Here is a 21088-nt window from a genome sequence, read left to right as displayed (position 1 = left end):
GAGGGCAAAGATGTGAGGTGTATCATCTCCTCCATAACGAATGTGTTATCTGTCATGTGCAAACAATTAATTTGCGCTGTAAAAAAGTTATTTATGAAATAGCTTGAAATTGTTTAGAATATATCATATAATAAAAAAGTTGAATTCACGCATTACCGTTATAGAAATCAGAGGATTCATACCTGTTTATGCCGGGGTGGCGGAATTGGCAGACGCACAGGACTTAAAATCCTGCGGTAGGTGACTACTGTACCGGTTCGATCCCGGTTCTCGGCATCATGATTGAAGATTTAGATGGAAATGAGTCGGCTCTGAGTTATGGAGTCGGCTTTTTTTTGTAATAAATATGAAAATGAAAGGGGAGATGAGGATGTTCGGTAATGATTGGGATGAACAATTACAAGCTGAAATGGTGAAGCCTTATTTTATAGAGTTACAGCAAAAGATAACGGATGAATACGCGCATAAGACGATACTTCCTCCCAAGGAATATTTATACGAAGCGCTTAAGCTTACATCATACAGCACAACCAAAGCAGTTATATTAGGGCAAGATCCATACCATGGTGTTGGACAAGCTCATGGACTAAGCTTCTCGGTCGTGCCTGGAGTACGAATTCCACCATCGTTAAGAAATATTTATAAGGAACTAGGAACAGATCTATCGGTGGAAGCCCCAAACCACGGCTCTCTTGAGCATTGGGCGAAGGAAGGGGTCCTTATGCTGAATACCGTACTCACGGTGCAGGAGGGACAACCTGCTTCTCATCAAGCGATGGGGTGGGAGAATTTCACGGATACGATCATACAGAAATTAAACGAACGAGATCATCCTTTGGTATTTATTCTTTGGGGGAGTCACGCGCAGAAGAAAACATCGCTAATAGATATGAGTAAACATAAGGTCATTCAATCGAGTCATCCAAGTCCGTTGGCAGCGTACCGTGGATTTTTTGGTAGTAAACCCTTCTCTCAGACGAATGATTTTTTAGAATATGTAGGAGCAGGGCCGATTAACTGGAGCATTCCTAATCTTTAGACATTATTCGGGAGTAGGGAGAAGCTGAAGGATGAATCGCTGAATCACTCCGCTTATTCAATAAAGTCTTCGATTTTATCAGAGAGAAATATTTTATAGATATGAACGAGGATAATCTTAATAATCATGTAAGCTGGTATGGCAAGGATGACACCCATAATCCCGAAAAATTTGGCACCGATTAATAATAGAATAACTGTTGTTAATGGATGAATATCAAGTTGTTTACCATATATAATGGGTGACAATATATTATCTTGAATTTGCTGGGCAATGATAATGATAACTACTGACCAGATGGCCATAGAAGGTGAGACCGTAAGTGCAACAATAACAACTGGAACAGTTGCTAACAGGGCACCGACATATGGAATGAGATTAACAACAGCAGAAATCACAGCTAGAAGTAGAGCATAGGGAAGACCGATAATTAAGAATCCAATATACAACATGACACCCAATATAAGATTGAGCAGCACACGACCCACAATAAATTGACTTAAGGCATTGTCAATCTCCTTAAATATCTCTTTCCCCTCTCTTTGGTAGCGACGTGGAATGAAATGAAGAAGCTTGGAGGGAAGTTTACTACCTTCTTTAAGCATATAGTACAGAATGATAGGTATCGTAGCAAAGATGATGATTACGTTAGATATAACAGCTACAAAGTTTGATGCGGAGTTGGTAATCAAGGATATCAGGCTGTTTAAGGAGTCTGTTAAACGAGAATAAAGCTCCGATTCTGAAGGAATTACTTTGGACCAAACGGGAGTTTGCTGATAATGCTGTAATTGACTTTGCAGATCTGTTACTAAATGTGGAGCATTATCAATGAATGTTAATAGTTGATTGCGAAGTGTTGGCCACACGATAATTGAGAAAAGAACTAGTAGTCCAGAAAATGCTAAATATATAAGGATGACGGATACGCTTCTATTGATTTTCTTCCTTTGTAAATAATTAACGATGGGCCGTAATAAATAGAACATAAAGCCAGAGAGTATAAGAGGAGCAAGTAATAGATTAAAGACGTATAGTAAGGGTAGTAAAATAAAACTTAATTCGAAACCCAAATAAATGATAAGCATTGTAGCTATGATACTCAAACAGGTACGTAAGTATTTACTCAGATTCACTGAAATCCCTCCAACTTATTATTATTCCCAAACCATTTTTCAAAGAGATAGTGAACGTCCGATTTAATGAATGCTCTGAGGACCCTATCTGTATTCACCACGTATGACCCTGCTTGACTCAAAAAGTGGCTAAACTCAATAAAATACATAATTAGTATTTGGGGAATTGGGTTGTTCCCGTAGCAACAAATTTAATAATATGGTATATTTCAAAGTCACACAGAAGCTTTTTTTACATGAGGGGAGTACATAGCTTGAAGAAAACAAAAAAATCTATTGTTCGTCTTATTTTTGCAGTGGTAGTCATGCTAGGGTTGTATTATTTCGATCTTATTGATATACCCGAGAAGAAGATGGTTGTTGAAGTTACTACAGATGCAGACTACTACTTAGAGTTTCCATTGGATCGTTATCCAGCGACAGGAGCACACATTAAGGATGCTATAGAATCTGGATATTCTGCTATATGTACCATTGACCGAGCGGGAGCAGAGAGTAATCGTGCTGACTCATTAAGGGGAATTCCAACAAAGAAAGGATTCGACCGAGATGAGTGGCCCATGGCCATGTGTAAGGAAGGCGGAGCGGGTGCCGATATCGAATACATATCTCCGAGTGATAACAGAGGTGCAGGCAGTTGGGTAGGGAACCAGCTTGAGGGTTATCCGGATGGAAGCCGAGTGGAATTCATATTTCCTTAAGCAACTTTGAAAACGAGGTTTTAAAACAGTCTCAAATCATTTAAATAAATGTATTGAGTTTCTGCTGACGATCTTATATTCACGACGTCGGTCCCCTTAGATTGCTCCTATTGTAGGGGACTGAGTGTCGAATGACAGATGTGTATTTCAAAATTAAGCTTTTATTGTGATTAGATATTCTTTTAATGGATTCATATGATGTTGGTCATGCCATATAAAATCTTTAAGATATTGCGGAATGTTAAATATATTGCCATCCTCATCTATATAATTCCGTTCGATCTCCTCATCTGACAATGCTCTAATATCCTCAATGATCTTCTTTCGATACCATAGCGCTTGTTCAATTAATTCGCATGTTGTTATGGTACTCCCATATATTATTGCCTTGCCATTAAAATCATCAAAATTTAAGTGTTTAAGAGTTACTTGTTTACCAGATGCAATCTTTTCAATGGCCTCTTCATAAAAATACTTATCCCATAACATGATATGACTGATAATGGATCGAATGGTCCACTTTCCTTGTTCAATGCTTGAATCCCAAACCTCTTCATTTAAATCCTTCAAATTACTACTGAATAAAACCCATTCTTCGAATGATCTGATTAAATCTTCCATCTCAATTGACATAGTCTAATCACTCCTTTGTCCTTTTATGGTCTTTCAAACTGCAATTATTTCAGCTCATCACTAGTCCGCGCGCAAAAGTCCCTCTCATACAGCTAGATAAGTGAATTGGTATTAGCTCCCTTCCTTAGGGTTATAAGCTATGCCATTAATCATCATGAGATAATCTGGATCAATAAACTGCGTTGTGATTCGTTTCACCATAGAAACGTCTCCTTAAACATATTAGTTTGCTATTTATAAGAAGAGTATAGAACATGCGTTCCATTTATTCAAGAGATTTACTTAAAGTGGATTATAACCTTGAATTAAAACTGCTTTTCAGTTAACCGCAATCGCTGTGTGTAAGGTTCTTATCGTTGTACGTTTTAAGCATGATCAGGAGGGAAACGGGGATAAAGAGCTTATTCCTCTGACAAATAGAATATGTCGTTAGTATGTTGAATATAGTAGTACAAGTCCTCCGTAGGAAGTGTACTTACTTGCCAAGTTCTACCGTAATCGCTTGTGGTTATTTAAGAACTTGTCAGAAGCGGTCATTATTACTCCTTGGTTGCACGTTGGAATACAACAGGAAATTCTACAACTTTTTGAACATCACTTTTTCTAGCATTCTTTTCTTTATCAAAATAAAAGATTCCTTCTCAGCACATAACACAAAGAGCTTTCATGACTTCCGGTCACAATCTAGTAGGAAAAAGTTTATACTATAGTGAATTATAGTGGGTTAGTAGCTCATCCCGTCAGCCAATACAACTAATACCGCTATTTATTGGTTCGTAACAATTCGAATGATAGGCGGTATTTGTTGTGATCAAGATGAATATGGATGAAAATAGTTTTATCTCAAAGTTAACAATATGCTTTGCTAGATTTAATCTTACCATTACATTTCATAGTTAGAATGAACTCTATGATGTTGTCTAATATCAGATAATTAAGAGGACAGCTACGAGGGGGATATCAGCAAAGTGAAAAAGTATTTACGTCAAATGAATGTAGCCGTTATTGTAGTTCTTCTTATTTCGTTATTCCAACCTGGAGCATTTGTTCATGCATCCATATCTAATCTGCCTTTAACGGACTATGGTTCCGTGATTGATGTGCGTAAGACAGAGCTTGCACCTGGGGCAATGTATACGTGGATGGATTTTCAGAATGATCGTGGTTTACAGAAAATACATACAGTGGAGTTTGACCCGCACAATCCAAATCTAGAGTTGCGGGCTGGTACGAAGGATGGCAAAGTTTACGGTATGAAAAGTGTAACGGAGATGGCTGCTTATACAGACTCGCCAGGAAATCGTGTTATCGCTGGGATTAACGGTGATTTCTATGAGATCTCGGGCTTTGCGACGGGGGTTCCTAGTGGTCTGTTTGTGGATGACGGAGTGATATTGAACAGCTCTATTTCATCTTTTACTTTCGGATTAAAACCCGATGGTAGTTCCATTTATGGTGTGCCGAAGCTGAGCAAAACGGTGACTATTAACGGAAAGACTACCAATTTAACTAGCATCAACCGTTATCGGAATACGGATGAGCTCGTTTTGTACACGACAGATTATAGCACGTCTACTAGGTCGACCGATGAGGGCGATGAGGTTGTACTGGATATCCTCGAAGGTGAAGTGATGAGTGGGCAGACCATCAAAATGAAAGTGTCCGAGATTCGCAACAATCAGGGGGATTCGCCGCTTGTTAAGAGTAAAGTCGTACTCTCTGCTCAGGGTGCATCACGTGCTGTGTTGCAAGGGCTATCGGTGGGAGATGAGGTTACCGCAACCTTTACGCTCGATGGGGAATGGAATGATGTACAGGTTGCCATTGGAGGATCGGGGGCACTTGTAAAGGATGGGGTGGTTCAACAAGGCGTTGGACCTTTAGGGATACACCCACGCACGGCGATTGGCACTAAAGCGGACGGTAGCGTCGTCCTGATTGAAATTGATGGGAGATCACCTGGTTTCAGTGAGGGTGTCGATACGGACGAGTTAGGCAATATTCTGAAGGATATGGACGTTGTTAACGCCATGAACCTCGATGGTGGTGGCTCTTCCACCTTTGTAGCAAGAATGCCAGGAACAACGGGTGTGAAAATGATGAATCAGGGATCGGATGGGTACGAACGGAAAACGGGCAACAGCTTGCTGCTCGTCAACACAGCGCCAGAGAAGTCTGCAGCCTCTAAGTTGGTGGTACAGCCGAATGCGGAACGTATTTTACAAGGATCAAGCTTTACATTCAAGGCTGCAGGGGTGGATGAGAATGGCCATTCAGCTCCGTATTCTGGAACACTGAATTGGCAGGTGGATCCGAATCTCGGAACCCTTGATGCAAACGGAGTCTTCACTGCTGGGACATCTGCTGGGACAGGGAATATTACTGCTGTTGCGGGGGCTGTCAATGGCAGCGGTGAAATTGAAGTGGTCGAACAACTGACTGAACTTAAGTTTCCTGATGAGATCAAAACGTATTCTTCAGGCGCAACTGCACAACTGACGGTGAAGGCACTACGAAGTGGACAGGTCATTCAGGCGGATAACCATAGCTTTGAGTGGCGAGTCGAAGGTGAGATCGGAACGGTAGATAAAAACGGTTTTTTTCAGGCGACAAGCGAAAACGGACAAAATGGTAAGATTTTTGCTAAGTACGGCAATGTGGAAACCTCCTTTGAGGTGAATGTAGGCTTAGTTCCAGTAATTTTGCAGGATTTTGAAAATGGAATTGGTAAATATACAGCATCAAACGCAGCTGCTAACAGTGTCTCGATCATGGAAGTGACGGATCAGGACTTTGTACGTAGTGGGGATAAATCCTTGAAGTTGGAATATGATTTCACTAATAAAACCGGTACATCCGGTGCATATGTGTCCGCTAGTTCGATAGATAATCGTATCCAGATCCCTGGATATCCCGAGAAGATAAGCATGTGGATTTACGGGGATGGCAAAAAGCACTGGCTACGTGGACAGATTCGTGATGGTAACAACGCGGCTGTGGCTGTAGATTTTACAAATCCGGGTGATGGTGTGGACTGGACGGGGTGGAAATACGTCGAAGTATCCGTTCCCAAGGGAAAAGCAACACCTCTGACGATGGATATGCCCGTTCGGTATATGGAGACGAGCAATCTCAATAAAAGTGCAGGTGCGATCTACGTCGATGATATTCGTGCCGTCTACGGTCCTTTAGATGAGGATATAACACCTCCGGTCATTAAGGATGCATATCCTGCGGCCAACGAAATGATCAAAACAGCAACACCGACACTCTCGGTTAATGGAGAAGATGCTGGATACGATCCGGTTGTTCATCCGGGTACAACTTTAATTGATCCGGCGAAAACACGCGTGTATGTAGACGATCAATTAGTAGAGCATGGATTTTATCCTCCAAAGGGGCAGATCACTTATATACCTAAGGTTCCTCTAGCAGAGGGGCGCCATAAGGTGAAAGTTGCGATCAGGGACATGAGTGGCAACCAGACGATAAAAGAATGGTACTTTATAGTGAATTTAGGATCACCTTTCTATAAATATACAACACCTGAAGTACTGTATGCCGGAAATACGTATACATTAGATGTTACTGCGGAGAAGGCAAGTAAGTTGAAGGAAGGACATATCATCTTTACGTTTAATCCAGATGCAGTGAAAGACCTGAAAGTGATTAGAGGAAGTAAGGTATCAGAACAGGAAATGGAATCGGTCATTAATTCGGCTGTGGGAACGGTTCGCCTGAACCTGAGTGATATAAATAAATCTAACTTAAGTGACGATGATATGATCGGTCAAATTCAATATACGGTCCGTAATGATTATGTTGGTCCTTATACGTTGGAACAGGCTGCAGGAGACATAACTAAGACGTTCGTGATTGAGAACTCATCTGGTTCTGTAACTTCAACGGAAGGGACTGGAGTGCCGATTAGCTTCATAGGAGCTCCTACGGAATCTATTGTACAAACACAGTTAGCACTCTCCTGGAATCATTACAATATCGCCAAGGGCTTAGAAGCTTCCTTTACTGTCAAGGAGAGTCTTGGTGGGGGTGCTGTAGAAGATGCGAAGCTGTTGATTGATGGAATTGAGGCAGGGGCTTCTTCCAGTTCGAACGGAATGTTAACAACCGGATCTGCGACTTCGTCAGAAGGAACATTCAAGATTCAAGCGGTGAAGGGCAATAGCTATAGTCCTGTCATGACGTTCAAGGTTGCTCCTTATGACGGTACTGCTGAACCGCGTAATACTAATGTTACGATGGGATTGGAAGCAGCAACATCTCGTCAGTTTACATGGCAAACAGAGCCATTAACGACAGATACAATGGTTGAACTCGTTGAGAAATCGGACTTCACTAGTTTTCAAGACACGAATGTGCTGAGAATTTCCGGAGGAAGTTCGATCTACAACACGAACAATGATGGAACGATGCGAGTCCATAAAGTGGAGGCGGTCGGTCTCACTTCTGGGACTGAATATGTATACCGTGTAGGTGATGGGAAGACGAACGTTAGTGAGCAGGGATCGTTTGTTACGAGTGGGGATCAGAATGACTCCACGAAGTTCCTTTTCATCGGTGATTCCCAGGCAGATTCTAAAGCAGGGTTTAGTTTATGGGGTAACACCATTCAGGCGGCCTTTGATTACATGCCGGATGCAGAAATGCTCGTACACGCAGGGGATATGGTCGACAAAGGATTCGAGCAAGAACAGTGGAACTGGTGGTTCGAAGCTGCGAAGAAACAGTTGGTGAACACAACGCTTGTCCCAATAATAGGGAACCACGAAGTGATGGGTACGAATGGCGATGGTGATTATTTGGCGCAATTCAACAACCCACAGAATGGTGCTGCAAGTGTGAAGGGGAGTAACTATTCTTTTGATATGAAGGATACCCACTTTGTTGTCATGAATACAGAGCATTCTGGTAGCCAGTTTGCAGATCAGACACAGTGGCTAGAGCAGGATCTTTCGGCTACCGATAAGAAATGGAAGGTCGTATTCTTCCACCAGGGACCTTATGGTAGCATCTACTCGAATGAGAAAGTGCAGTCAGCTTGGGTGCCGGTGTTCGATAAGTATAACGTTGATCTTGTTATGAACGGTCATGACCATATTTACTTGCGAACCTTTCCGATGAAGGATGGCAAGCAAGTAGCTGAAGGAGAAGGAACGAGATATGTTATCGGTGGTTCCTCTGGTCCTAAATTCTATGCACTAACTCCTCGGGTATGGCAGGAGAAAATATATGATGAAGATGAACAAATCTACACTGCTGTTGAGATTGAAGGAAATGAGATAACGGTTATCGCAAGAACACTCGATGGCACTGAAATAGATCGGTTGGTAATCGGTAAATATATACCGGATTCTATTACACTAGATCATACCGAGGTAGAACTTGAGCCAGGTCAAAGCATTCAGCTACACGCTCAGGTGGATTCGAGCATTGCTAATAGTACAAAGGTGAATTGGTCAGTCCTTAGTGATGCGGCAAAAGTTGCAGTAACCGTGGATAAGAACGGGTTGGTAACGGCTGTGAACCCTGGTACTGCTAAAGTAAGAGCAACTATCGAAGGCTACCCGAATATGTATGCGGAAAGTACGATTACAGTGGACCTCCTACAATCCATTTCATTACAAGGAACCAGACAGCTTAAACCGGATGATGTTGACCAAACGGTAACAGAAGCTGTATACGCATCAGGAAAACGGGCTACAATCGTTGATGGGCTTCATTATTATAGTTCAAATGAGGATGTAGCTACGATCAATGAACAGGGACTTATTGAAGCTCGGATGGAAGGATCTACAGTTATATCCGTAACTTACAGAGCGCTTTCCGCTGATTACAATCTTATCGTCACGAATGACGAGACTCCTGTTCTAATAGATATAGCGATCAATGGACCAGACTCGTTGGAACGAGGAAGTAAAGGAATAGTTGTCACACAGGCGGTATACAGTGACGGAAGCATGCAGGAGTTGTTCGAAGGTGTTGTATACGACACTTCTGATCATACAATAGCTGTGATAAATGGAGATGGTGAGATTAGTGCTCTTAGTCCAGGGAAAACTACCATTCATGCAGTTTACAATGGATTAAGTACTGAATCCTCGTTGACTGTAACCAATGGCACGTCGGAACCGACACCTGAGCCAACTCCGACACCAGATCCGGTACCAACACCTGGACCAACAACAACCCCGTCACCTTCGCCAGGTGCTATAGTTAAACCGGGTGTTGTGAAGATAACAGCAGCGCAGTTATCCGCAAAACCAAATGCCCAAGGTGAGGTTATTGTTTCTGTTGACGAAGCCCTTACTGAACTGATTATGCAGGGGAATGTTGTTGAACTACTTGGTGGTGCTTCGCTAAGAGTTAATACGACTGATCTGTCCGTTACGATCCCCGCCAAAGTGCTGGCTGAAATAAGTGGTTTGGTACCTGCTGGTGCCGCTGCCAACAGTACGATCTCACTCCGATTGGATGTAATATCTAGAGACATTACATCGGAACTGATAGATCGTGCAAGCAGAGCTACGGGAGCGAAATTGAAGGCATTCAGTGATCTAAGGGATTGGTCGCTTAGCATCACGACAGAACAAGGAGATAATTTCTCGTTAAGACAGTTTGCAGAGCCAATTACGATTTCTTATCATATAGCTTCGAATGCGGATAGAAGTTTACTCGGCATATATTATATTAATGATGCTGGAAAGTTAGAATATATTAAGGGCGAATGGTTGGAGGGCAATCTATCTGCACCGATCAGTCATTTCAGTAAATTCATTGTTTTAGAATATGACAAAGCCTTCAGTGATCTGTTGCCGACTCATTGGGCATATAATGCCGTGAAACAACTGGCGGCGAAACAACTTGTGCAAGGCGTAGCAGCGGATCAGTTTGATCCAAACCGAGCGGTTACGCGTGCAGAATTCACGGCTATGCTGGTGCGTGCACTCGGTCTGAGTGGTCAATCAGTACCCATGTTTACAGATGTAGCATCTGACAAATGGTATGCGGAAGCCGTTGGGTTGGCAAGAGAAGCTGGCATTGTTAATGGTCAGACATCTTCACAATTTGAACCGGATGCAAAAGTTTCACGTCAGGAGATGGCAGCTATGCTTGTTCGTGCTTATGGCTACGAAATGAGTAGTCCATCGACAGTGAGTAAGAAGATTACAGCGTTTACCGACATTGACGTTGCTCCACAGTGGGCGCAAGAGGCCGTTAGCGAGGCGAATGGACTTGAACTCATGCAAGGACGTGCTGAAGGACGGTTTGAACCGAAACAAAACGGCACTCGCGCCGAAAGCGCGCAGATGATCATCAACCTGTTGAGTGTTATGAAGAAATAAATAATGAGGTAACAGACCGCTGTCTTTGGATGGGCGGTCTGTTTTTTGTATTTTAAGTTTAAGAGGAGGGCTAGTTCAGCAGATAAATCCAAGATTGGACTTCACATGAATCAGGGGAAGTTAAACATTATATAGTGGATAGAGACGTTGTAAGATACCCGATATATAGTATGAGAGAAAGTGCGTTGTTTGAGTAGTATCTTAACCGGTGCTATTCATTTTTGTACATAAATGCGATAATCCAATAAGACTATTATTTGGAGGTTGTACAATGGAAACTGAGGAAGAGCAAAGTGAACAAGTAATACCAGTAGAAGATGATGAAGGTAATTTTAAACTATTGATTGCAGAGAAAATACTTTATATTAAAGCCGAAGTTGAAGATGATCTTGATAGTGATGCGATATTCTACTACGAAGATGGCAAGAAATATAAAGGTGTCCATACCGAAAAAGCGGTGGCACAATTTAATGAATGGATTAAGAGTGAAGAAAACAAGAGTTAACATTTCGAGCAATCAGTCGCCACTAGGCGACTTTTTTATTGTGAATACAAAGTTGGAATGCTCACTTACTTGTTCTTCCGAAGTGCGTTGGATAGTTTATCAATTATATTGTTAGTATTCAATATTTCATGTAAGGTTTGGGTAATTGGAAATAAGTGGTAGTAATGAGTGCCTGACAATCATGTTTAAGCCGAGAAAGATTACATGGATGGTCTGAAATATAAAGAGAATTCCGAAAAGTATGGCGTATTCAGTAATACGGTAAAGAGTTGGAAACAACATTATGCGTGGGAATGTAAAAAGGGTGCACCCTTCCGATAATCAAAGTGGTCTACGTGAAGGGGAACTAACCGACAAACAGAAAAGAATACCTGATTGATCACAATACCACACAGACAGTAATCAGGGCTATTATTGAATATATAAAGTAGGATTCATCTATGGAACTAACGGAACACGATAGTGAAAAAGAGAGACCGCAGAGGCATGAGGCCAAAGTGGTCTTTCGCTTAGTGAAACATATCTATTACCCGAGACACCCTTTCTATCTCCCCATATGGTACCCACAATGGACCCTCTAACGTCCTAACCTTGGCACGATCGGCATCGTTTGATACTTCTGCTACTCCAGTTATCTTTTCACCGTTATTGAGCTTTACGGTCACCCTTTGATTACTAGCTGCAGCTATATGTAGTTCTTTTTTGACGTCCATCAAATCCCGCCTTATTTAAACATTTTCTTTACCAACGTGAGGAGTTTCTAATTTCATATCAGATCTTTTGAAAGTACCAAACTCTGTAACAATATTACTGAGTGATTGTTGAAGTTCTATTTTTTCTGAGATAGAAATTATTCTTTCATTTGTAAAATCAGGATTAGGATTGAATTTTTCATTATCAGAAATTTTAGTAGTATACATACCCGCAGATAAAAGCGCTACTCCTAATAATGAAGCTACTACTAATCTAGACTTCTTAAGCAATTAATTCACCCCCCTTCAGAGGTTATTGGACATACCTGTTACCAGCTACATCAGTAACCATATAGTAGACCTCTGCGCCAGCAAATCCAATTACATTCAACCCCGATTGAACTAAAGTTAGAGTTGCAGCTCGTGAGCTAATCAATTCATTTGATTTAATTGGAGTTGCAAAAGTCGCTCTCTTAATTGCTTCCGAAAGATCAGGTGTAATTGCTTTGGGAGCAGTAAAACCTGTGTTAATGTTTTCACTGGTAATAATGGAACTGACCTCTACAGCTTGAGCTCCTACAGAAGGTACTAACGCAGAGAAAATGAAAAGAGAAACTAGTAATACCTTAAATGTCTTTTTCATAGATGAATCTTCCTGAAATATAATTTGAAATTCCTTAGGTGAGATAACAATATATTCTAAAATATGTAAATACATATATTCACATAGTGGTTTAGTGATAGTTAATAATTGTATTTAATATAATAAACACTAGAGAATTATAAAAGTTTGATATTTTTATCATTTATTTTATTTAGTCGTATTCTCTAAGTGTCCATAGAATGAGTTGCGCACTTTTACGATATAAGAATCAGGGTATCGAAATCAGGTTCGCGTCCTTCAGTTTCATACCCAGCATATGTAGATCGACTGCATCCTCTTCACCAAGTATTCAAGAATCTCCGACACCGAAAGGCACGGTCAGTGAAATTACCGTACCAACAGGGAGTGTTACTGACATTATAATAGAGCTACGATTACTTGATCCTTTATTTGATACTAGTCTTGGCGGTACAAACGCTATCTCTGTTTTTACTGTTCAGTCGGGTTATGGTCATGTGAAAGTTTATATAAAAAACAGCGGAACTACAACTAAGACCGCTAGTATGCAGCATAGAAGTACAGGTAAAATATATTTTAGTGAAAGCATAGCTCCAGGTGGTTATTTGGATTGGAGAAGTTTCACTAATACCCCTCAAAGGTGATTTTGGATACTCGATCTAAAGCCACTAGGTCACACGGTTTCTATAAAAAGGTTGGATTTAAGACTTAAATCTTCATTGCCATTAAACCCAATCTTCATTTAATAATTCCCCATATAGTATGGTGTACTCAATTAAAAGGAGGAATTACTATGGGTTATGGAATTGATGGAGTTGGCGGAATTGGTGCGGGTTGTGGTATTGGTGGTATGGGTTCAGCAGGGATATTAGTATTGTTCATTTTGCTTGTTATAATCGCTAAGACGTTCTGTATCTAAATTAATACTTCTTCATAATGTAGACGCTGCATACCATGATAGGGTTATTGTTGCTTTGATGCACCTCATGTTAATCAAAAGTCCACTTTGGCTTATGCCTCAGTGGTCTTTTGATTAAACATATCTATTACTCGTGAGACATGCTTAATATCCACGTAAGGAAGCCAAACAGGACCATCAGCAGTGCGTACCTTCACACGACTGGAATCGTTAGATACTCTTCTGCCACTCCGATTACTTGTTCTATATTCAATTTAAAATTTAGAACGCATTTCCTCAAAAGATTTTTTCATTCCCTCATTTGTTTCTGTTGAGATAAATCCCCATCCGAACTTATCATCCATTATTAGAGCAATAAACTCCTTATCTCCATCACCTTCCACAAGAGTTAATGTCCCTTTCTTTCCAGCGTTTTCAAAGTCTGTTGTTTCGACAACTCTTGGGTTTAAAAACCTTTTATCTTCAGCAGTAACTACCGAGACAGCAAGTTCTAATACCTGTTTGGTTTCAGGGTGAACTTGTTCATCGACAAATTTCTTCTTTGCTTCAATATCGGTTCCATTAAGATACACATTCACATATTGAATAGCTAATTGTTCCTCTAACGAGAGTTTCTTTTCTTTTTTGACTTCGATTTCCGGTTTCACCTCAGGGGTTTCTATCTCTTCAGCTTGTGGGTTCGCAGTAACTTCAGTCGCTGGTGCATCACTTGAGTTATTACTGCATCCTGTCAAAATTACGAACGCTAATATCACGGTAAATATAATAGACCTCTTCAATTAATTTCCTCCTCTGATAATTCTATAGTTAGTCTATCAGAACTAGGTAAATTATACCAATATCCTATAATGGTATTTTATCTACACTTGAATAAAGAACATTCGCTCGCATATTATAAGAACAAATGTTCTGAATGGAGTGAATGTCATGCCAATAAAAAATGTCGGTCAAGTAGTAGAGATTATCTATATGGATCGATCAGGAAAGATCACACAGCGTCGTATTGAGGTGAATGCTATTCGCAATGGTCTGATTAAAGCGATCTGTCTTAAGACTGGATCACCGCGAACATTTCGCTTAGACAATGTGCTGGCATGGCAACCAATCACAAGAACAGCATAGGAGGTTACTTATAATGGGGAAGAAGCTAGAAGGGAACGGTTTGTATGAGTCTTCACGCATGATCATCCCCCAACACAGGGAAGCCATCTTGAGACAAGAGCGCGAGTCGAAAAGGCGAGTAAAGCCGATACTAAACGAGCAGCAATGGGAGATGATAGAACAAGCGCTTAGAGAATCACTCAGGGATCACGCATCTGTTACGCTTCAATTGTTTGGTCCATTCGAATATCGGGAGTTACGAGGTATTGTGAATACGATCAATACATTTCACAAAGAAATCAGACTGTATTTTAGAAATGGTGAATGGGAGTTGATCAAATTCGAGGATATTATAGCGGCTGAAGTGTGAATTTAAGGCACTCCGAAAACATAAGAAAACACCACGCAAACCTTTATTGGTCGGCAGGGTGTTTATTTATCATCGCTAAGGAAACTTATCCTTACCTTGTCAGACGCTCTCATATCCCCTAGGCATCTTTATTCCTAGATGATGGACGATCTGACGCTTGATACTTGTACGAGCTGCTATGCGTTTTTTGAGACTGGGTTTCCGCATTCCAAATTTCATAATATGACCCATAACGACTCAACTTTACTTACCCTAATAGTTTTTTCTTCTGTTCGCCGAACTCTTCATCGGTTATAAGGTTCTGCTCTTTAAGTTTCCCTAGTCTTTCTAGCTGGGACAACACGTCATTGTTGGTTGGAGCCGCTTGATTGGATTCAGGCGTCTTGGCTGAGATAACTTTATTCCTAATAAAGTCAGAGATAACTTGAGCGTGTTTATTATCCATATTGTCTATAACAGCTGTATTTCCAAATCCGAGTATCGTGATTTCTCCTAATTTTAGAAATGACTTCTTTTCATATTGAACCGAAGTGATCTTTTCGTAAGGGAAGTCCTCTATTTTTGAGTTAAATAATATTTTGAATATCAGTATTACTCGTTTGTCAGTCGCTATAATAAGACCAGGCTGTTTGCTGTATCTTCCTTTAGCTATTGCTTCTATGCGTTCGCCTGCAGTTAAAACATTCGGAAGTTCTTTGATTTCTTTATTTTTTAGAAAGTTGGTTCCGCCATCAATTGCTTGTAACTGATTAAATATCTCTTCTAGGTTAGGCATATTATCACCCCTGATATTCCTCATCGGTTGAGGTATTCGCTACTAAAATATGACTTGAATACAGTCTATCAGAGCTAGGGAAATGTTTCCATACTATATTAGGATAAACTTTGTTTTAGCCAAGGTAAGGATTATTAATGTTGTTAATATTTATGTTGTGATGCAAACACACGTTTGTTATACTCCGTTTACTATCACAAAGGAGGCAATAGATTATGAGCTCAATCCTAAACCACCAGGAAAAGCAAAGTATCACGACCTACGAGGGACGAATCCGATTTGCAGGAGTTACATGTGAAATTAGGGCAGTCCATAGAGGACTCCACACAGCTTATGTTCACGATTTGGAAGGCTAGCGAAACAGTAACAGTCATGAAAATGGATACAGCAACGCAGAGAGTACATATACAAACGAGGTATGAGGGACTGCTAAAGATTCCGTTTATCGATATCTTGCAATCGAATCTAAAACGGATGAAATGGTAGATCTCTGTGAAGACCATACAGAAGGTTTATATCTTGAATTGATTGATTATCTTAACATAATAAAAAATACCTCACCGACCCAAAAAGGTCGGCGAGGTATTTTTTTAGCTGTTTTGGCGCTATCGTGCGATAACACTCTTAAAATTTCGTCCCCAATCCGTCCCCAAATTCAAAATAAGGGGTATTTCACCAATATGATTAAGTCCTATAAAAAAGAAAAAAACCTTATAGAATAAGGGTTTAATAAGTGAGATATGGATGATCTGTACTGGATTCGAACCAGTGACCCCTACCCTGTCAAAGTGAGTTTGGTCTTATTCTTGAATAGAATAAAACCTTGTGAAGCCTTATAAATAAAGGGTTTTTATATTATTGTTATGTTCTTCTACAATGATTTATTTTACTTTTACGGCAAATTTAACGGCAGATTAACGGCACATGATGAGACGGTATTCCTTTTGATTATTTAACCAGTTTCAATTGTCGTGGTTCTGGTTGATTCACATGTTCAATGGGAACTGCATCTTTACGAGCAAATTTATCGAACTTCCCAGATGTCCGTTTCTTAACCTTCTTCGTTAAGTGAACATAAATATCAGCAGACGTTGAAAGTCTAGAATGACCTAGCCTTTTCTGAATAGCGATTAGTATATTGTCAATCTGTGATTCGTCTTCATCCTCAATGAGTAGTGTGCCCATACTGTGGCGTAGTCCATGGAACTTGATGTACCTTAAGCTATGACGTTCACAGAAGCGTTCCCACCAACGAGAAGGGTGTTTGTAGTAGTACGGCTTTCCAGTGCCGTTATGAAAGACGAATTGACGATCTTCACCCAACCACTTATCCCTTAGGTTTTCCTTCTCTTCTTCCCACTCCTGATAGAACAACTGCAATTCTGCCATATACCACTCAGGCATATCAACGTTACGGATGGAACTTAATGATTTCGGATCCTTCTCAATGGCTTTACCACCCTTGGTCATTGGGATATTGTTTTCTATAGACATACTATTATCGTTAAAAAATACGAATGGCCATTCAAGAGCTACAAGTTCACCACGACGAAAACCGCCAATCATTGACCCTAGTATGAACAGTCGCCACTTCATAGACTCTTTATAGAGAGCATCCACTACAGCCTGTGCTTCATCTTCATTGTAGTATTGTGGATTAGTCTTCTGTTCCAGTTGTTTTCGTTTCTTTGTTTCGATATCAGGTGTTGGCTTCTTGATCCCGCTCATGGGATTTGATGCGATCATCTTCCATTCCACAGCCCGAGTAAGTATATTTTTAAGCACTCTATATATGTAACCGATAGTACCGAAGTCTAAGGGCTTTTGTTTAGGATCATTAAGATCAATTTCGCTTAGCTGCTGATCTGAATCGTCAGGTGTATCTGAGAGTTCTATTGGTGTTTGCAACCTATGGTTGCCTAATCGGGCTCCAGGCTTCTCTAGGGCTTTCAGGAAGTCGAGTATTAGACCGGGCTTGACCTGTTCGAGGTATAAGTGTCCAAAGGTGGGGATCAGCCGTGATTCAATATGGCTTTCGTAAACATCAAGCGTTGTAGGAGAAAGTTTAGAAGTTGCATAATTATCTCTCCACATAGGAATGAATTCTTCGAATGTCTTCTTCCCAGGTGTAATGTACTCCCCAGTTTCTAACGCCTGTTTAAACTTTGCATATTCAAATTCTAAATGTTCTTGGAGCTTCTTAGGAGTCATCTTTTCGGTGACTTCAATATTTTTGAATTTTCTTATATATTTGTTGTTTGGTCCTCTTCCCATGTTTACACAAAACTCCCATGTGTTTAAACCGCGTTGCCTAATATTAGCCATTCCTTCACACTCCTTTCATTTATGTATACCTACGCATTAAGAAGATTAACGAATTAATTCAAACAAATCCTTATGCATCAATGGTTTACAGTGTTTTCGAATCTACGTGTTAAGTCGAGTGTCACTAATTTATTCTCTATTAGTGAACAGCGCGTCTAAGAAATTGGTAATTAGCTTGCGGTCTTGATCGGTTATTGTGTGCCCTTTATACATAAGTGAATGCGAATTAGCAAGAAGATCATTTAACTCTGGGCTTGACAATTCTCTTTTTAAACCTAATTGATCGAGTTTGTCAAGAATTTCACCGTACGAAAAGCCTTCTATGTTTATCACTGTAGTCCAATCATTATTATTTTCTATTTTTTCTAATTCATCGAATAAATTATCAGTTGTAATTGAAGTTATTTTGTTTGCTTTTAGAAAAGATTCAATATTAATCTTTGCGTCAGGATTGAGTTCTCCATCTTTTGTTAACTGATTCTTAGCTCGGATAAGTATTTCTCTTGCGTCATGTCTCAAATTATCAGATCCCGCGATAACTTTACTAACATGCCCTGCCTTTACTATTAAATTGAGTGGCGATTCCCTTAGTGGCCCGGCTAGCTTAACTAGAATATCAGTAGATGGCTTGAATTTGCCATTTTCTATTTGGGATAGATACGAATTAGAAACACCGGACAGAGTTTCTAATTCCATTAATGTCATTCCCCTTTTTTTTCGCAACATTTTAATGTGGCTTCCTAATTCGTTTAGTTCCATGCGTTTTCACTCCTTTGAATATTATAATATACGCAAATTCTCGATATATCAAATGTTTCTTGACATACCAAGATACCGCATGGTAATCTTTGTTTATCAAGAATACTTGGTGTATCAAGAAAGTGTTCTTTTATATTCTTTTGGAAAGTAAAGCGGAGGTGAACAAAACAATGGACAATCTGCAATACACAACAACTAAGAAACGCATTGAACTAGAAAAGAGGCATTTTCCCAAAGGCGTAGCAATTGAAATGATTTGTTTGCTGGATGAGGTGGAGCTTCTATTAAGTAAGGCATACCAATCAGGTTATCAAGTAGCAGAGCGCATGGTATCACAGGAATGGAATAATAACAGCTGTCTGGGCTATGCCGTGTTAGCTGCTGAAATGATGGGCTTAGATGAGACATTTACCAGTAAGCTAGTCCGCAGCATGAATAACCGGTTCGACTCTAAGACACTGGAAGAAGCTAATCAAGCGTACTGCAATTCAGATTATTAATACTAAGCATGGCAGGTGTGAAGCATGTACTGTGTAATCCAGAAGATTACAAACAAGAAGCCCAATCCATACGGAGCTTACAAAGAATTGATTGTGGACACGTTCTCCTATTCAATGAATGGAAAGCTATCAGATACTAAATACACCTTCCACTATAGAGGTGAACGCTTCTACAGGCCCATCCTAGACGCTTTTAAGATTTCTATACACGAGAGTTATAGAGAAGATGGGAAGGTCAAGAAGAAGCAATGGGTTATCTGTACGATGGGCTATTACAGCTTGATAGATTCGTGGGTTGGAGATCACTATATGTCGAGTGTGCTTCAGGATAAGCTCCAAGCTATGGATATTACAGAAGAACAATTACAAGATATGATCTATGAAAAGTTACAGCCAATCATTGACCAGGTAGCTGCTGAATTTGAATCCACAGAGGAATTCAAGACTGATCAGAAACACAAAGAGATCATTGAGATCTATCACCAAGCTAAGAAAGACTTCGATCAGCTATACGGTAACGATACTTATGAATATTGCTTTGATGTCTTTGGAGAATTGCGGTGTCCTGAATATTTGGAACGGCTAAAGGCACAAAAGAAAGCACAACAGGAATATCAAGAACGTAGTTATCAAAGCAGTAATCAAAGTAACTACAACTATGAAGATTATAGTAGTTACTACGCTAATGTTCCTAGTACCTACGGTGAGGAAGATAAGGCGCGGTTGAAGTTAATCTATCGAACGCTATCTAAGAAGTTTCATCCGGATGTTACAAAGGATGATGGCGAGATAATGAAGCTGATAAACAAACTTAAAGATCAATGGGGAATATGAAAGAGGGGTGAGCAGACAATGGTACATGGTGAAAAAAGGGATGCGGTTCTGTACAGTGTCACGTTCGTTGTCGGTATATTGCTTGGATCGGTGTTTACTAACTGGCTATTGTTATAAATTCATTCACTAGATTGATATAAAGAGAGAATTGATCATTGTACTGAGCCAATCACAGAACATCAATTTCAATTTATGGAGGCGAAAGGATATGTATCAAATAACTTTACGCATGGCAAGGGAAAATTGCCATTTAACAATTGAAGAAGCCGCAGAGAAAGCTGAAATCTCTTCAGGAACGTTAAGACGATGGGAACGTAATAGCGAATGCGCAAAGCTGTCTCCTTCTCTTCGGCTCTTGAAAGTATATGGCGTATCATTGAATCATGTATTTTTCGGTAGGGAAGTAGATGCTTTAGAACGAATCAGGATGATGTTTGATAATGACTTCAAGGAGGTGATATAAATGCAAAAAATAACTCTAACAGTGATCGAGGTTAGTGAGTTGATTTCCGTGTCCACCACAACCATCTATGCTATGGCAAGAGAGGGGCAGATTCCACATATCAGGATTCGAGGACGTATTTTATTTCATAGGGAAGTAATCGAGGATTGGTTACGTGGTGAGAAATCACAAGTAAAACTGGCCTAGGGCGGCGTAGATTAATGATAATTGAAATGATAAGAGAGCGTCCAAAAAAAGTGGAATCGCCTTAACAATACCTTGGCGGGGAGTTAAGGCGAACATAAATCAAATATAGGATTCCTTGCGCACATTATACATAAAGGTATCAATTTGCACAAGGGCTCCTATCG

Annotated in this window: 19 protein-coding genes, 1 tRNA gene and 2 pseudogenes; 14 read left to right on the top strand and 8 right to left on the bottom strand. The window is 40.2% G+C overall.

All coding sequences use genetic code 11. From position 1 onward, the window contains the following. Positions 1-190: 190 nt before the first annotated feature. Together ACP8HI_RS13690 and ACP8HI_RS13685 are read left to right on the top strand one after the other, a co-directional pair. Positions 191-276: transfer RNA gene (locus tag ACP8HI_RS13690), tRNA-Leu, on the top strand. Between the two features lie 94 nt (positions 277-370). Beyond that, positions 371-1039, top strand: coding sequence for a uracil-DNA glycosylase (locus ACP8HI_RS13685; RefSeq protein ID WP_438351827.1), 669 nt, complete (start codon positions 371-373; stop codon positions 1037-1039). A 53-nt stretch (positions 1040-1092) separates the two neighbouring features. Here ACP8HI_RS13685 and ACP8HI_RS13680 read toward each other — a convergent pair whose 3' ends face one another. Next, positions 1093-2175: an AI-2E family transporter gene (locus ACP8HI_RS13680; RefSeq protein WP_438351590.1), complete on the bottom strand. Its 1083-nt coding sequence runs from the start codon at positions 2173-2175 to the stop codon at positions 1093-1095. 305 nt (positions 2176-2480) lie between these two features. Between ACP8HI_RS13680 and ACP8HI_RS13675 the strand changes: the two genes are divergently transcribed. Next, on the top strand, positions 2481-2876 hold the full coding sequence (locus ACP8HI_RS13675; protein WP_438351826.1) for a hypothetical protein: 396 nt from the start codon (positions 2481-2483) through the stop codon (positions 2874-2876). A 153-nt stretch (positions 2877-3029) separates the two neighbouring features. Here the strand turns inward: ACP8HI_RS13675 and ACP8HI_RS13670 are convergent, their stop codons facing one another. Continuing rightward, positions 3030-3509 (bottom strand): DinB family protein, encoded by a 480-nt coding sequence (locus tag ACP8HI_RS13670; RefSeq protein WP_438351589.1) that lies wholly within the window; start codon positions 3507-3509, stop codon positions 3030-3032. Between the two features lie 968 nt (positions 3510-4477). On the opposite strand from ACP8HI_RS13670, the gene ACP8HI_RS13665 reads away from it, so the two are divergent. The 3 genes and pseudogenes from ACP8HI_RS13665 to ACP8HI_RS13655 all read left to right on the top strand — a co-directional run. Continuing rightward, positions 4478-10873 carry a phosphodiester glycosidase family protein gene (locus ACP8HI_RS13665; RefSeq protein WP_438351588.1) on the top strand — a complete coding sequence of 2132 codons (6396 nt, stop codon included), beginning with the start codon at positions 4478-4480 and terminating at the stop codon, positions 10871-10873. Between the two features lie 271 nt (positions 10874-11144). Beyond that, positions 11145-11378: a hypothetical protein gene (locus tag ACP8HI_RS13660; protein WP_438351587.1), complete on the top strand. Its 234-nt coding sequence runs from the start codon at positions 11145-11147 to the stop codon at positions 11376-11378. Between the two features lie 204 nt (positions 11379-11582). Beyond that, positions 11583-11690 (top strand): annotated as a pseudogene (locus tag ACP8HI_RS13655) (phage terminase small subunit); the annotation flags it as partial. Positions 11691-12106: 416 nt separating this feature from the next. Here ACP8HI_RS13655 and ACP8HI_RS13650 read toward each other — a convergent pair. Both ACP8HI_RS13650 and ACP8HI_RS13645 read right to left on the bottom strand, forming a co-directional pair. Continuing rightward, on the bottom strand, positions 12107-12361 hold the full coding sequence (locus ACP8HI_RS13650; RefSeq protein ID WP_438351586.1) for a hypothetical protein: 255 nt from the start codon (positions 12359-12361) through the stop codon (positions 12107-12109). 22 nt (positions 12362-12383) lie between these two features. Further along, positions 12384-12713 carry a hypothetical protein gene (locus ACP8HI_RS13645; protein ID WP_438351585.1) on the bottom strand — a complete coding sequence of 110 codons (330 nt, stop codon included), beginning with the start codon at positions 12711-12713 and terminating at the stop codon, positions 12384-12386. Positions 12714-13485: 772 nt separating this feature from the next. Here ACP8HI_RS13645 and ACP8HI_RS13640 point away from each other — a divergent pair. Continuing rightward, complete coding sequence (locus ACP8HI_RS13640; RefSeq protein ID WP_438351584.1) at positions 13486-13611, top strand: YjcZ family sporulation protein; 126 nt, start codon at positions 13486-13488, stop codon at positions 13609-13611. Positions 13612-13865: 254 nt separating this feature from the next. Here the strand turns inward: ACP8HI_RS13640 and ACP8HI_RS13635 are convergent, their stop codons facing one another. Then, positions 13866-14390, bottom strand: coding sequence for a hypothetical protein (locus ACP8HI_RS13635; protein WP_438351583.1), 525 nt, complete (start codon positions 14388-14390; stop codon positions 13866-13868). A 148-nt stretch (positions 14391-14538) separates the two neighbouring features. Between ACP8HI_RS13635 and ACP8HI_RS13630 the strand changes: the two genes are divergently transcribed. Together ACP8HI_RS13630 and ACP8HI_RS13625 are read left to right on the top strand one after the other, a co-directional pair. After that, positions 14539-14733, top strand: a complete 195-nt coding sequence (locus tag ACP8HI_RS13630; protein ID WP_438351582.1) for a hypothetical protein — start codon at positions 14539-14541, stop codon at positions 14731-14733. A gap of 13 nt (positions 14734-14746) precedes the next feature. Continuing rightward, a complete protein-coding gene (locus tag ACP8HI_RS13625; protein WP_438351581.1) occupies positions 14747-15082 on the top strand; it encodes a YolD-like family protein in 336 nt (111 codons plus the stop codon). Positions 15083-15329: 247 nt separating this feature from the next. Here ACP8HI_RS13625 and ACP8HI_RS13620 read toward each other — a convergent pair whose 3' ends face one another. After that, positions 15330-15857, bottom strand: a complete 528-nt coding sequence (locus ACP8HI_RS13620; RefSeq protein WP_438351580.1) for a PH domain-containing protein — start codon at positions 15855-15857, stop codon at positions 15330-15332. A 252-nt stretch (positions 15858-16109) separates the two neighbouring features. On the opposite strand from ACP8HI_RS13620, the pseudogene ACP8HI_RS13615 reads away from it, so the two are divergent. After that, positions 16110-16343, top strand: a pseudogene (locus ACP8HI_RS13615) (YolD-like family protein); the annotation flags it as partial. A 462-nt stretch (positions 16344-16805) separates the two neighbouring features. Here the strand turns inward: ACP8HI_RS13615 and ACP8HI_RS13610 are convergent. Beyond that, entirely contained in the window at positions 16806-18182 is a 1377-nt protein-coding gene (locus ACP8HI_RS13610) for a site-specific integrase (RefSeq protein WP_438351579.1), read from the bottom strand. Positions 18183-18311: 129 nt separating this feature from the next. Further along, positions 18312-18941 carry a helix-turn-helix domain-containing protein gene (locus ACP8HI_RS13605; RefSeq protein WP_438351578.1) on the bottom strand — a complete coding sequence of 210 codons (630 nt, stop codon included), beginning with the start codon at positions 18939-18941 and terminating at the stop codon, positions 18312-18314. 170 nt (positions 18942-19111) lie between these two features. Here ACP8HI_RS13605 and ACP8HI_RS13600 point away from each other — a divergent pair, with 170 nt between their 5' ends. The 4 genes from ACP8HI_RS13600 to ACP8HI_RS13585 all read left to right on the top strand — a co-directional run bounded on the left by ACP8HI_RS13600 (position 19112) and on the right by ACP8HI_RS13585 (position 20924). Beyond that, positions 19112-19441, top strand: a complete 330-nt coding sequence (locus ACP8HI_RS13600; RefSeq protein WP_438351577.1) for a hypothetical protein — start codon at positions 19112-19114, stop codon at positions 19439-19441. Positions 19442-19465: 24 nt separating this feature from the next. After that, the gene (locus ACP8HI_RS13595; RefSeq protein ID WP_438351576.1) at positions 19466-20275 is read left to right on the top strand and encodes a hypothetical protein; all 810 of its coding nucleotides are present in this window, start codon (positions 19466-19468) and stop codon (positions 20273-20275) included. A gap of 208 nt (positions 20276-20483) precedes the next feature. Next, positions 20484-20738, top strand: coding sequence for a helix-turn-helix transcriptional regulator (locus ACP8HI_RS13590; protein WP_438351575.1), 255 nt, complete (start codon positions 20484-20486; stop codon positions 20736-20738). Continuing rightward, positions 20739-20924 carry a helix-turn-helix domain-containing protein gene (locus tag ACP8HI_RS13585; RefSeq protein ID WP_438351574.1) on the top strand — a complete coding sequence of 62 codons (186 nt, stop codon included), beginning with the start codon at positions 20739-20741 and terminating at the stop codon, positions 20922-20924. Positions 20925-21088 lie beyond the last annotated feature (164 nt).

This window comes from Paenibacillus sp. FA6 (genome assembly GCF_051550225.1).
Taxonomy (GTDB): domain Bacteria; phylum Bacillota; class Bacilli; order Paenibacillales; family Paenibacillaceae; genus Paenibacillus_AQ.
The sequence above is the reverse complement of the archived record's forward strand: the minus strand, read 5'-3'. Positions and strand labels throughout refer to the sequence as shown.

Coding starts and splice junctions, on each gene's coding strand:
- ACP8HI_RS13685 (WP_438351827.1), top strand. CDS start 371: ATGTTCGGTAATGATTGGGATGAACAATTACAAGCTGAAATGGTGAAG.
- ACP8HI_RS13675 (WP_438351826.1), top strand. CDS start 2,481: ATGCTAGGGTTGTATTATTTCGATCTTATTGATATACCCGAGAAGAAG.
- ACP8HI_RS13670 (WP_438351589.1), bottom strand. CDS start 3,509: ATGTCAATTGAGATGGAAGATTTAATCAGATCATTCGAAGAATGGGTT.
- ACP8HI_RS13660 (WP_438351587.1), top strand. CDS start 11,145: ATGGAAACTGAGGAAGAGCAAAGTGAACAAGTAATACCAGTAGAAGAT.
- ACP8HI_RS13645 (WP_438351585.1), bottom strand. CDS start 12,713: ATGAAAAAGACATTTAAGGTATTACTAGTTTCTCTTTTCATTTTCTCT.
- ACP8HI_RS13640 (WP_438351584.1), top strand. CDS start 13,486: ATGGGTTATGGAATTGATGGAGTTGGCGGAATTGGTGCGGGTTGTGGT.
- ACP8HI_RS13630 (WP_438351582.1), top strand. CDS start 14,539: ATGCCAATAAAAAATGTCGGTCAAGTAGTAGAGATTATCTATATGGAT.
- ACP8HI_RS13625 (WP_438351581.1), top strand. CDS start 14,747: ATGGGGAAGAAGCTAGAAGGGAACGGTTTGTATGAGTCTTCACGCATG.
- ACP8HI_RS13620 (WP_438351580.1), bottom strand. CDS start 15,857: ATGCCTAACCTAGAAGAGATATTTAATCAGTTACAAGCAATTGATGGC.
- ACP8HI_RS13610 (WP_438351579.1), bottom strand. CDS start 18,182: ATGGCTAATATTAGGCAACGCGGTTTAAACACATGGGAGTTTTGTGTA.
- ACP8HI_RS13605 (WP_438351578.1), bottom strand. CDS start 18,941: ATGGAACTAAACGAATTAGGAAGCCACATTAAAATGTTGCGAAAAAAA.
- ACP8HI_RS13600 (WP_438351577.1), top strand. CDS start 19,112: ATGGACAATCTGCAATACACAACAACTAAGAAACGCATTGAACTAGAA.
- ACP8HI_RS13595 (WP_438351576.1), top strand. CDS start 19,466: ATGTACTGTGTAATCCAGAAGATTACAAACAAGAAGCCCAATCCATAC.
- ACP8HI_RS13590 (WP_438351575.1), top strand. CDS start 20,484: ATGTATCAAATAACTTTACGCATGGCAAGGGAAAATTGCCATTTAACA.
- ACP8HI_RS13585 (WP_438351574.1), top strand. CDS start 20,739: ATGCAAAAAATAACTCTAACAGTGATCGAGGTTAGTGAGTTGATTTCC.